The 12,469-nt window shown below is 50.1% G+C and carries 7 protein-coding genes and 2 pseudogenes; 5 read left to right on the top strand and 4 right to left on the bottom strand.

Going from position 1 to position 12,469, the window contains the following annotated elements; all coding sequences use genetic code 11:
• Positions 1 to 2 precede the first annotated feature (2 nt).
• Entirely contained in the window at positions 3 to 896 is an 894-nt protein-coding gene (locus ABWV76_RS06845; RefSeq protein WP_020414404.1) for a hypothetical protein, read from the bottom strand.
• 435 nt (positions 897 to 1,331) lie between these two features.
• On the opposite strand from ABWV76_RS06845, the gene malT reads away from it, so the two are divergent.
• The 4 genes from malT (at position 1,332) to ABWV76_RS06825 (ending at position 9,709) form a co-directional block, all read left to right on the top strand.
• Complete coding sequence (gene malT / locus ABWV76_RS06840; protein WP_020414403.1) at positions 1,332 to 4,046, top strand: HTH-type transcriptional regulator MalT; 2,715 nt, start codon at positions 1,332 to 1,334, stop codon at positions 4,044 to 4,046.
• 245 nt (positions 4,047 to 4,291) lie between these two features.
• Positions 4,292 to 5,941 (top strand): alpha-amylase family glycosyl hydrolase, encoded by a 1,650-nt coding sequence (locus tag ABWV76_RS06835; protein WP_353375597.1) that lies wholly within the window; start codon positions 4,292 to 4,294, stop codon positions 5,939 to 5,941.
• A 318-nt stretch (positions 5,942 to 6,259) separates the two neighbouring features.
• Entirely contained in the window at positions 6,260 to 8,791 is a 2,532-nt protein-coding gene (locus tag ABWV76_RS06830) for a plasma-membrane proton-efflux P-type ATPase (RefSeq protein WP_353375596.1), read from the top strand.
• 42 nt (positions 8,792 to 8,833) lie between these two features.
• On the top strand, positions 8,834 to 9,709 hold the full coding sequence (locus ABWV76_RS06825; RefSeq protein WP_353375595.1) for a polyphosphate kinase 2 family protein: 876 nt from the start codon (positions 8,834 to 8,836) through the stop codon (positions 9,707 to 9,709).
• A 16-nt stretch (positions 9,710 to 9,725) separates the two neighbouring features.
• Here ABWV76_RS06825 and ABWV76_RS06820 read toward each other — a convergent pair.
• A pseudogene (locus ABWV76_RS06820) lies at positions 9,726 to 10,471 on the bottom strand (alpha/beta hydrolase).
• Between the two features lie 566 nt (positions 10,472 to 11,037).
• Positions 11,038 to 11,448 carry a GFA family protein gene (locus ABWV76_RS06815; protein ID WP_353375594.1) on the bottom strand — a complete coding sequence of 137 codons (411 nt, stop codon included), beginning with the start codon at positions 11,446 to 11,448 and terminating at the stop codon, positions 11,038 to 11,040.
• Between the two features lie 112 nt (positions 11,449 to 11,560).
• On the opposite strand from ABWV76_RS06815, the gene ABWV76_RS06810 reads away from it, so the two are divergent.
• Positions 11,561 to 11,926: a winged helix-turn-helix transcriptional regulator gene (locus ABWV76_RS06810; RefSeq protein WP_353375593.1), complete on the top strand. Its 366-nt coding sequence runs from the start codon at positions 11,561 to 11,563 to the stop codon at positions 11,924 to 11,926.
• Positions 11,927 to 12,020: 94 nt separating this feature from the next.
• Here the strand turns inward: ABWV76_RS06810 and ABWV76_RS06805 are convergent.
• Positions 12,021 to 12,274: pseudogene (locus ABWV76_RS06805) on the bottom strand (DUF1203 domain-containing protein); the annotation flags it as partial.
• Between the last annotated feature and the right edge of the window lie 195 nt (positions 12,275 to 12,469).

Genomic DNA, 12,469 nt, shown 5'->3' with positions numbered 1-12,469 from the left:
GATTATACCGTGAGTACCCGTTGAGATCGCTGAGCAGGTGCCGAACCTCCACGCTGTCCGTTTTGCAGCAGCGCGCGCAAGTCCCCAAGCAGCTGTTGCAGCACCAGGTCACTGGACCAGTAATCTTCCAGAGGCAACACCTGTGGACCTTGGCTACCCATATGGGAATCACTTAGTGGACGCGTCTCATAATCTTTAAACACGGCCTGGTTATAAGTAGGACTCAGTGGCTTTAGGGGCCAACCAAATAAATCATCGGGGTGATAGAAGTTCTTCCAACGAAATCGATAGCCGCGGGAGTCCGCGGTGACCGCCTGGATCTGCTCACGCCCCCTGCCAGCACACCAGAGCGGATTACTGGCTCCGAGGGTGTACCAGTAGCTCAGGGTCTTCAGTCGCAGGAAGCGTTCTCGCGCAGAACCCTTACGCACACCTCCGGGACCACCATCACGCCAAATTCCATGGCCAACACTCGAACGCTGGGCATCCCAGAGGTAATTGGAAAAACTGACGCAACCGAAAGAATGACTTAATAGCACCACCGGTGTTCGCTCACCGGCCGCTGCTGCAGCCTTTTGCAACATGCGATAAATCGCCCCTTGGGTTTTCTCATAGGCTCCATCACGCTGCTGGATATCTCCCAATTGGGCTGCGCCCTGGGCCATAGTACAAAGCAAGAATTTGCGCGCGCGCAGATAGTCCATCTCGCTCTTGCACATCCCCTGGAACACCCGATCTGTATTGCCCTGAAGGGATTCCACTGCCGTCAGGGTATCGCAATACAAGCGCGACCAGTCACCGCCGAGAGCATCTTTTAACGCCGAGAATAATGGGCTCGCAAAATCCCTGGGGGCCACCCCGGCTCCCGCAACGGCCAGGACTACAATATCTGCCATATTTGCCTCTTCTTATTATTTTTGTTGAATTGGCATCAGACCCTCTGCACACCCGACAGTGATCCAAATTGAACTCACTGCGTAAAAATATGTTGCGTATTTTGGCAAAAATAATCCGGTCAGGAGGACCGGAAATTGCCGCTATAACAATGCGCTAGAAGGTGATTAATCTGGTCGGTAAGACCAGTTTGCACGCCAGCTTTCGGGGGCAAAGGGACGTGCCCCTGCCGGCGGCTAATCTTAAGGGATCAGTGTGACTAATTTGATCCGCCCAGTAATATACTGCCCAAAGTCAAGTCCGCGCCAGTCTTAATCGAAACAAATCTACCAATTCTACCCCTGCCCCCTGTCGCAGCGCTGTAACATTAGCGCTTTCCTGGTGCATAATAACCTTTGTACAAAAATCAGACGTTTAAAACGATCCCGCCCGCAGCGATGCTATTAACCTCCAAATACAGCCTGCCGGATTGCCCCGAGCACACACTGGCGCGCCCCCGCCTGCTGTCGTTACTTAACGACGGTCACAGCGACCAGTTGCTGTTGGTAACTGCACCGGCGGGCTACGGTAAAACCACACTTGTCACCTCCTGGGCCTCAGGCCAGGATAACCCGGTGGCCTGGTATACCCTGGATGCCAGCGACAACGAACCGAATCAATTCTGCCGCTACCTTGTGGAGAGTGTGCACCGCGCAACCGGCAACGGCGTACCCCAGACCTACCAGTTGCTAACAGCACCCCAGTGTCCGGACCCAACCTCTGTCGTCAGCCATTTGCTGGCTGAATTGCGCGGACTGCCTTGCGAGCTGCGCATAGTGCTGGACGATTATCACCAGATCGATAATCAGGTAGTACACGACACAACCCGTTTTCTTCTGCGCCACGCCCCCGCCGGTGTGGGCGTCGTCCTCACCAGCCGCAGCCAGCCGCCCCTGGGGCTCGCTACCCTGCGTGTACAGGGACGCCTACTCGAGCTGGGCAGCGATGCCCTGGCACTCACTACCGAGGAAATCGCCCAGCTGCTGAAGCAGCGCCTGCCATTTAACCTGGACGCTGATCGCGCCGCCCAACTACAGCATTTAAGTGAGGGCTGGCCCCCGGCTGTGCAACTATTCACGCTCTCTGTACGCGACCGCGAAGAGGTCGACCGTTACCTGGCAGAACTGGAGCAGGGCCATAGCCATATTCTCGACTACCTCGCCGAAGAAGTACTGGAACGGCTTGAACCCCAGCTACGTGAGATGCTCGCATGTACCTCAATCCTCACCCGCGTCAATGCCCAGCTGGCAGAGCGCCTGAGTGATCGCAGCGATGGCCAGCAAATGCTGGAAAGTGCGGCCAGGCGTGGGCTCTTCCTACAGGCACAGGATTCCAGTCGACGGTGGTTCCGTTTTCACCCAGTGTTTGCGCGTTTCCTGCAGCGTCAACTGAGCGACCGAGATCAGTTGCAGCATTTACACACCATTGCCTGCGACACCTGGCAAGAGCTGGGCCAGCCGGTTGAAGCCCTGCGTCACGCCCTCGCCGGTGGTGACCGCGAACGCCTGCGCCAGCTGCTGAACGAGCAGGGAGAGCGGTTACTGCGCGGGGGCCAGTCCCGCCTGTTGCGCGATTGCCTTGAATGGCTGGGCGCTGAAGAGCTACAACTCAATGCGCGATTTACCCTGCTTTCAGCCAAGATGGCGCGGGAAAACTTTGAGTACGACCAGTGTGAGAAGAACCTCGCCGCCACTGAGAGCTGGCTGCAACGCCAGGATCCGCAGCAATGGCACCAGTATGAGGGTGCCTTTGCCACTATGCGCGCCCAGGTCGCTATCGCCCGCGGCCAAACCCTACAAGCCAAGGAATACGCTGAGGAAGCCCTGGGGCTGTTGCACCGTGAACAGCTGGGGGAGCGAATTTCCGCATTACTGGTGACCGGCGAAACCAGCTTCTGCCTTGGCGCATTGGAACAAGCCCTTGCACATATGCAGGAAGTGGAAGCCCTGGCTATTGCCGAGAAAGATATTCCCAGTGCCGCGTGGGCCATCTGCCAGCAGACCGAGATCGCTTTCGCCCAGGGTCTTTTGAAAAAATCCGCCACCCTGCAGGAAAAGGTGTACAACCTGGTGCAGAAACACCACCTTTCCACCCTACCAATTTCCGAGTTTGTCTGTCGCCTGCGCGGCCAATTGCAGTGGGAGTGTGGAGACCTGGAAGGCGCCGAGCGCTCCGCCCGCCGCGGAATGCAAATCAACCGCAAAGTGGGAGAGCACTGGCTTTTGCCTGAATACACCCTATTGCTGAAAATTGCTCAGGCGCGCGGCGAGAAAGAGGAGTCCCAGGAATGGCTCGACCGTATTGAGCGCCTGCTCTCAGACGAACGCTATCATCGCGACTGGGTTGCCAATGCCGACGCCACCCGTATCCGCACCTGGCGCGCCCTGGGCAATCAACAGGCTATTACCACCTGGCTGGAACAGGCTGAACCGGTAGCCGACAGGCCCAGCAATCACTTTGAGCAATGTCACGGACGCAACCATGTACGCGCATTGATTGAGCTACATCGCTGGTCTGACGCCAATCGCTTGCTGAGCCGCTTGCAGCAGGTCGCCAAGGAGTGCGGCCTGGTGACGGACCGTCTACGCAATCGGGTATTGGAGTCCCACCTGCTTTGGCTGCGCGAGCGGCACAGCGAAGCAGTGGAAGCCATTTCCGTGGCGCTGCAGTTGGCCGCCGGGCGAGACTTCCGCGCCAGCTTCCTGCAGATCGGTAAACCACTGATCGTCATTCTGAAGGCCGCCCTGGAGCAGGGTCTGGAGGAGGCAGAAGCCACCAAGGCGCAGGAATTGATTCGCGTGACCCAGCAACAGCCTGAACTGGATGGTGGCATTCGAATTGAGCTGGATGACACCATCATCCGGGAGATTCTCGCCAGCGATGCGGTACCCGATTTTCTGCGCCATTCGCCACTGACTCCCAGGGAGTGGCAGGTACTCAATGCCATTCACTCGGGGCTATCGAACGAGCGCATTGCGCGTCACTTCAAGGTGGCACCCAGTACTATCAAGACCCATATCCGCAGCCTCTATCAGAAACTGGATGTCAAAGACCGCCAAGAGGCCATCGCCCTGGCCGAGCAAATGCTGCGTTCAGTGCAGGATCGCCCCTGAGACCACTCACAGCACAAGGATGTACTGACGCATTCCCACCGCAGCTCACTATAATTTGACGACACACCCAGGGTGAGTCAGATATTAGTGTGTCCTCCAACTACTCTCCCCCAGCGCGCCACAACTCTCAGCCTCTCCCCCCTGGGTGGGGAGGAGGTAGACCACTGCACGCTACCCCATACTCGGCGCATCCTTCCAGAGTGGGCCTGTCCCACCCTTCAAATAATGAAACAAGGCAGTAATCCATGAGCGGCAACAGCACAGAATGGTGGCGCAATAGTGTTATCTACCAGATTTACCCCCGCAGCTTCTGCGATGCCAATGGCGATGGTATCGGCGATCTTCCCGGTATTACGCAAAAACTGGATTATGTGAAATCTCTAGGCGTAGATGCCATCTGGATCTCCCCCTTCTTTAAATCCCCGATGGTGGATTTTGGTTATGACGTGGCGGATTATCGCGATGTAGACCCGATTTTTGGCAAACTCGAGGACTTCGACCAACTGATCGAAGCAGCCCATGAGCGCGGCCTGAAAATTATTATCGACCAGATCCTCAGCCATACCTCAGACCAGCACCCCTGGTTCAAAGAGAGTCGCTCCAGCCATGATAACCCCAAGTCAGACTGGTATGTATGGCAAGATCCCAGGGACGACGGCACCCCGCCAAATAACTGGGTATCCGTATTTGGTGGTGGCTCATGGCGCTGGTGTACCCGCCGCCGCCAATTTTATCTGGCTAACTTTCTCAGGGAACAGCCGGACCTCAATGTGCACAACCCAGAAGTGCAGGAGCAGCTGCTAGCCGACATGAAGTTCTGGCTGGACCGAGGAGTGGATGGTTTCCGCCTGGATGCAGTGAACTTCATTTTCCACCAGCAGGCCCTGGCTGATAATCCAGCGCGCCCACTCAGGATTGACGAAAAAGGGTTGCCGCCGGTGAATCACTACGATTATCAATGGCATCAACACGATAAGTCCCAACCTGAAAACCTCGTCTTTTTACAACGCGTGCGCAAGCTGATGGATCAGTATCCGGGCACGGTTACCGTGGGCGAGGTGGGCGATGACAACACCCACAAGATCATGGCCGAATACACCACAGAAAACCGACTGAACATGGCCTACTCCTTCGATCTGTTGACCGAGGATTGCAGCGCTGAATTCCTGCGGGAAACACTGGAGAAAAACCGCGAGGTAATTGAGAGGGGTTGGCCCTGTTGGTCCATCAGTAACCACGATGTACCCCGCTCGATTAGCCGCTGGAACAAAGGCTTCAGCGATGAATTAACCCATGCGCGCGCCCCGCTATTCCTGCTTATGCAGCTGACCCTGCGCGGCAGTGTTTGTATATATCAGGGGGAAGAACTGGGCCTGCCGGAAGCGGATATCGCTTTTGAGGATTTGGTCGACCCTTATGGCATTAACCTATGGCCCGAATTTAAAGGTCGCGACGGTTGCCGTACGCCTATGCCCTGGTTGCAGGGGGGCGGCGAAAGCGCCGGCTTTTCCGCCAGTAAACCCTGGCTACCTGTTTCAGAAGATCACCAGCGACGCGCCGTCAGCATCCAGGAAGATAGCCAGCACTCCATGCTGAACCAGTTTCGCGCCCTGATTGAATGGCACCACACATTGCCGCCAAGCTTAGCGACAGCACAACAGGCAGTGATCAACACTGATAACGAATTATTGGTATTTATTCGCCGTGCCGCAGGAGAGGAACTCCTTGTTGCCCTGAATCTAGGTAAACACAGCGAGCAATATACCCTGCCTGAAGAGTTTACTGGTGCCCAAGACATTACCCCAAGCCTGTTTAAAAACCAGTTTAACAACAGCACCTTAACCCTGGATCCTGCTGGAGCCTGTGTACTGCACCGGAAAAAACCCAATTCGTAACCCGCTAACCCAGGTGTTTTTTTGACCGGCAGTTACTGCTGCTGATCGCTATTTTCAGGAAAATAACAGCACCTCTCCCAGGTATTTTGTGTTGCTTTTCTGTGTCTCTGCAACGTCAGCTTATCCTTTCGACGTCTGCTTCCTCGCCGGCCCCGTGCCGGCCTTTTTATTCCCCATTGAAAATCCTCGCAGGCAGCTCTTACAACATTTGGCTTCGACCCTGCTGCTAAATTAGATATTTGCAAAAGTACAAATTAACTGCCCTGTAAAATTACCCGGAATTTATGCTCAACGCCTGCGACCAAATGGAATATGCCCGTGCCTGAATCTGGGCCAGGAATTCAAACTGCGAATACCTCGTCGGTAGTGGCCAGCCAGGTAGATCTGCAAAAGGCAGAGCTTGGCGACGTCTATTCTGCACTCAAAACTACACCTAAGGGCCTAACCCGGAGTGAAGCTACAGCTCGGCTTAAGCAGTACGGCCCCAATACGATTCAAGAGAAAGAACAGAGCGCACTCGCCAGGTTCTTCCGTTTTTTTTGGGGCCCCATTCCCTGGATGATCGAAGCCGCCGCTTTACTTTCCGCACTTATTGGGCACTGGCCGGACTTCGCTATCATCATGGCACTGCTTCTCTACAATGCCATTGCCGGATTCTGGCAAGAGCATAAAGCCTCCAATGCCCTCGCCGCCTTGAAGGCCAGTATGGCTCCACAGGCCGAAGTACTACGGGACGGCAAATTCCAGACTATTGCAGCGGCCAACGTAGTGCCAGGTGATATTTTGCGTATAAAGCTTGGTCAAGTGGTACCAGCTGATGTGCGCTTTATCGACGGCAAATCTATTAGCATCGATCAAGCCGCTCTCACCGGCGAGTCCCTGCCGGTCAGCAAAAAAGTGGGAGATATTGGCTACTCAAGCAGTATTGCAAAACGTGGAGAAATGAGCGCTGTTGCTATTGGCACCGGCCGCAATACTTTCTTTGGACGCACCGCAAAATTGGTCGCAGGTGCAGGCCAGGAGGCCTCGCACTCACAAAAAGCCGTCACTCATATTGGCGACTTCCTGATTGTGCTCTGCCTGATATTGGCGATGTTACTGGTTGGGACCCAGCTGTATCGGGATATAGTAATAGCGCCCAACTGGCACTGGTCCGACATTATCAACATTTTGCGCACAGTATTGGTGCTGCTAATCGCCTCCATTCCGGTAGCTATGCCCTCAGTGATTACTGTTACCAATGCCCTGGGTGCGTTGGCACTATCGCGCAAAAAAGCTATTGTTTCCAAACTCGAATCTATTGAAGAACTCGCCGGTGTAGATATCCTTTGCTCCGATAAAACCGGCACTCTAACGAAAAACCAGTTGAGCTTACATGATCCAAAATTATTTGATGCTCAAAGCAGCGATGAACTTATTCTTGCCGCAGCTCTAGCTTCAGAATCCGCTTCCAGTGACCCCATCGATCAGGCAATTTTTGCCGGCCTTAAAAATAAAAATCAATTAAATAACTTTCGACTAAAAGAATTCACTCCTTTCGACCCCGTTACTAAGCGTGCTCAGGCGCAGGTCACAGACGATAAAGGACACTTACTTTCTTTTTGCAAGGGTGCCCCCCAGGCGGTGATGGCACTGTGCAATCTCAACGGTGATAAAGCAGAGAAAGCAAAATCCTGTGTAGAGGAATTAGCTTCTCACGGCCTTCGTTCACTGGGAGTGGCACGCTGTAATAATGGAAGTAACTGGTCTTTTCTCGGAATTCTTTCCCTCGAAGATCCACCTCGGGATGACTCTAAACAAACTATCAGCAGGGCGCGGGAACATGGGCTACAGGTAAAAATGATTACTGGAGACGATGTCGCGATCGGTAAGGAAATCGCCTCCCAGGTAGGTATCGGCCAGAATATATTTGCAGCAGGGGATGTATTTGATCAATCGGAAAATATGGACCACCTGCCAAAAAAAGTGGTTGACTGTGTAGAGCGAGCTGACGGATTTGGCAGGGTATTTCCAGAACATAAGTATGCCATTGTAAAAGCATTGCAAGGGCGCGGGCATCAGGTAGCTATGACTGGTGACGGTGTAAACGACGCTCCTGCCCTTAAACAGGCCGACTGTGGTATTGCCGTCAGCGGCGCCACCGATGCCGCTCGCGCTGCGGCTGCTATTATTCTTACCGCCCCAGGATTATCGACCGTTGTCGATGCTATCGACGAAGCACGAAAAATATTCGAACGTATTATTAATTATGTGCTTTTTCGGGTTTCCATGACATTGGACATCATGGTTGTTGTGGTATTCGCCACCATTCTTTTTGGATTCTCTCCCCTTACCCCCGTAATGATTGTACTTGTCGCATTACTGGATGATATTCCCATAATGACCATCGCCTACGACAATACCTTACTGCCCAAAGAGCCGGTACACTGGGAAATGCGTGATCTGCTGCTTGGGTCAACGATTATTGGAATTTTTTCTATTGCACAAACAATGGGCCTCCTTTTAATTGGCATGGAATGGCTACAGAATAGCCAGTGGCAATCCTGGATATCACTTAGTAAGGAACAAATCCAGACAATTATTTTCTTGCAAATTGTCGCTGGTGGTCATCTGCTGCTGTTTGTAGTGCGCTCACGTAAAGCTTTCTTTAGTAAACCATTCCCAGCAATGAAACTGTTTTGTGCGATTGTCGGCACTCAAATCCTGACGGTGCTAATGTGCGGATTCGGCTGGCTGGTTCCCGCCATCCCTTGGAGTATTATTGGCTTGGTATGGCTATATATGATCATCTGGATGTTCGCCCTGGACTTGGTCAAAAAATTACTCTACCGCCGCCTGCAGGACATTTGAAAAGAGTTTAACTTTTTCTCAATTCACTAAATGGGAATAGCCATGGATTGTTTTAAAACCTTTCAGGTTAAACCTGGCAGTAAAGTCAAACTGGATAAAATAGATCCAGGATTCAAAGACTGTTACAACAGTCGCGAAGAAGCCAATCCAATAATAGAAAAGCTCGATAGGAGAATTCGTGCCCAGCAGTACCTGATGTACGCAGAACATAAGCACTCATTATTGATCTGCTTGCAGGGCCGGGATGCTGCGGGCAAGGATGGCACTATCAATCATGTATTGGGTGCTATGAATCCCCAGGGTTGTAACGTAACCAGTTTCAAACAACCATCTAAAGAAGAAGCTGCTCATGATTTCCTCTGGCGATGCCATAAGGTAACACCGGCTCAGGGCCATGTGGCTATTTTTAACCGTTCACACTATGAAGATGTCCTGATTCAACGGGTTCACAATATGGTACCCAAATCGATATGGTCTAAGCGCTATGAGCATATCAATAATTTTGAAAAACTACTGGCCGACCATGGCACCCTGGTCCTGAAGTTCTTCTTGCATATTGATGCAGATGAACAGTTAAAGCGTTTCAAGCAACGTATTGATGATCCCACAAGGCATTGGAAAATCAGTGAAAATGACTACACAGAGGCAAGCTACTGGGATGCCTATACCAATGCCTTTGAGGATGCATTAAGTAAATGCAGTACGGCTTATGCTCCGTGGTTTATCATCCCAGCAAATCACAAATGGTTTCGTAACCTAGCAGTAGCTTCTATCGTTGCAGATGCTATGGATGCTCTGAAGATGAAATTCCCTGCCCCCACTGTCGACATAGACAAAATCAAGAAAAAATATCACAGCCTGGATAAGATAGATATAGAGGAGGGGCTGGTAAATGCCCCTAAAAATAAAAAGCAGTGAATCTCAGCCACACAGGCTAATTACCTTGCACGTTCTTTATGGAAAAGAATTTCTCAAAAGCATCATAGACAGCCAGATGTAAAGCATCACCGTGATCCAGCTGCCCAAAATAACCAAAGTGCACCCTGGCTTTATTTTTCTCACTATCTAACTTAGTGAATAGCGACCTTGTCAATCTCTCCATAACCTCACCCTCTTTCCCTACGCCGACATAAACTAATTCATCAGCACAGCAATCTTTTGGAAGATCAGCCAATAATGATCCTCCACTCCACCAAAGACTTGGACTGATGATAATATAATTGTCGAAGTGTTCTGCACGCCTAAATAGAATTTCGGTAGCTAGAAGCCCTCCTAATGACTGGCCTATCAAGGTAGAATCCCCTCTCACCCGATAGTGACTTTCAACCAGTGGCCGCACTTCCTTATCAAAAACTCTATAAACTGATCTGCCCCCCCTGAAGATGGGAATTCCTTACGATCCCGGGATTCCGTAGAGGGGAAGGTAAAATCCCGCTTTCTGCCTACATTCACAACTCCAACAAGAATCGACTCAGGAACCATATCAATCCAGAAAAAGGAACCAAACTGTAACAAGGCTGCAATATGAATAAAATCTTCATTTGTAGATCCATCCAAAAGATATATTACTGGATAGTCCCTTTTTGGTTCTCTTTGATCACTCTTCGGCAGGTAAACATTCAGGCTACGCTTTTCATCCGATATCTTGGATGGAAAACTTATAGAATCTCCAATAACCAAAGGTGGTTTTTTAAAATCCTAAGGTCCCAACAACAGCTGACACCAGTGAAGTACAAAAGAGGATAAGCTATTTAGCTATTATTTTCATAATGGTAAAAATAAATTTTATTATTGAGTAAGGCGACATTAATCACTAGATTTCCACCCAAAATCATACAGCAATCAGTATAAAATTAACTATCGAAAAAACTATTAGATAGTACTACTACCCAAACAGTTTTTCTGCAACCGGACTGATATATCCAGTCCGATTGTATGTCACAGACTGCTGCGTGGTTAACTACCTCAGCATTCCTGCTGAGCATTAAATTCCCTTTTCTTGGCCTCATACCACTCCTGCATCACTTCAGGACTTTCCATCAGATTCTGCTTTTTTGCATGGCTTGTAAGTGAAGGGGATCCTGTTTTTGATACATCTCGACACCATGCCTTTTACTCATTTCCGCCATCTCTTCAAAGGTGCTGGCGCGAAACTCAAGGTCACAAGCATCTCCTAATTGTGTACACGTCATTATTCTCATTGGGATATCCCTCATTCAGTGATGGCCTTTTCAGCTCCAATCAACTTAGAGCTCAGGCATCTTTTCAAATTTAGAGAGGTCTGGGTCCATATAATCCCAGGAAGCACCACTGCCCGAGTACACGACCATGGATGGTCTGAACTTTTCCAAGTCGTGCAAAGTTCCTGCCCGCAAAAATTCAAACTGGGGCATTCCACTATTTTCCGCAGATATATGGGAGCCGCAATGAGGACAGAACCCTCTTGTTATCAGGTTGCCACTTTCCGCATACTTTTCATGGTATGTGAGCTTGCCAGAAATATTAAGACTATCTTTTGGAACTGCAATATTCGATATGTGTCCTGCACCACTAATTTTCTGGCAGTCCGTACACTGGCAATGCCCCGCCATTACAGCATCACTATCACACGTATAACTTACAGCACCACATAGGCACTCCCCTGATAAATTTGGCATTTTTTCCTCCACAGTAACTTACGATTTTGAAGTTATTAAATCCTATAAGCATAACTTCAATTTTGCAAGTTACTGTATTACTATTTATCGCATTGAATCGAATGGAACAACCGTGACCACTGATAAGAACTTTTTGCGCTCCGGATGTCCGATAGTGAGCGGACTGGATGTATTTGGTGACAAATGGACCTTGGTAATACTCAGGGACTTGATTTGTGGAAAAGAGACTTATACCGAACTCGCTAATTCACCAGAGAAGATTCCAACAAACCGGCTGGCCGAAAGGCTTAGAATGCTGGAGTCGGAAAAAATTATTGAAAAATCCTTGTACCAGGAAAAACCCAAGCGTTACAAATATCTGCTAACAGAGAAAGGCCGAGATATTTTGCCGATCGTCCAGGAAATTGCCCGATGGGGCAATAAATATATTGAAGATACCTGGGTTCCACCTAAATGGTTTATGCAAGAAGAAAGGTAATTTAAAGCAAAGTAGAAGTTGTTCAGCTGTTAGACTGATTATCAGTCATCCAGAGCAAGAATTAGCTTTGTCACAAAAAGTAAATACCACAAGATCATATACGGTATACAGCGCAAATAAAGCAACCAGGAGCCGCATTGTGAATATGAACATAATCAACCTTTGCACTACTGAACATTTTTTTAGCCCAGCTTCCAAATCAACCCCCTGGCATACCTCTGCCGCCACCATTAAATCATTACAACAGTAAGCCCTTAAAGAGAGCAGTCGGTGCTTCAACATTTCTGGAATTTCATTAACATTCAATTTTGTCGGTTTTGCACCCTCCCCAATAAAAACCGGACCTGAGGCACAGTAAAAGCTTCGTTAATTGAAATGTACGAATGGTATACAAAGTATTCGTTCACCAACCTCAGCATCTAGCAGTGAGATCCTCAGGGATAACCAGGGCTGGCATCTGAGAATTTCCAATCCATATTTTTAAATTTTAGATGAGGTTCTGAGCAGTTATATAAGTGATGTAAATTCGCTGGATCAAGACCT

Origin of the sequence: Microbulbifer sp. NBRC 101763 (assembly GCF_040371615.1) — a bacterium.
Classification (GTDB): domain Bacteria; phylum Pseudomonadota; class Gammaproteobacteria; order Pseudomonadales; family Cellvibrionaceae; genus Microbulbifer; species Microbulbifer variabilis.
The sequence above is the reverse complement of the archived record's forward strand: the minus strand, read 5'-3'. Positions and strand labels throughout refer to the sequence as shown.

Excerpts from the sequence above, each read along its gene's own strand:
- ABWV76_RS06835 (WP_353375597.1), top strand. The coding sequence starts at position 4,292 with ATGAGCGGCAACAGCACAGAATGGTGGCGCAATAGTGTTATCTACCAG.
- ABWV76_RS06825 (WP_353375595.1), top strand. The coding sequence starts at position 8,834 with ATGGATTGTTTTAAAACCTTTCAGGTTAAACCTGGCAGTAAAGTCAAA.
- ABWV76_RS06845 (WP_020414404.1), bottom strand. The coding sequence starts at position 896 with ATGGCAGATATTGTAGTCCTGGCCGTTGCGGGAGCCGGGGTGGCCCCC.
- malT (WP_020414403.1), top strand. The coding sequence starts at position 1,332 with ATGCTATTAACCTCCAAATACAGCCTGCCGGATTGCCCCGAGCACACA.
- ABWV76_RS06815 (WP_353375594.1), bottom strand. The coding sequence starts at position 11,448 with ATGCCAAATTTATCAGGGGAGTGCCTATGTGGTGCTGTAAGTTATACG.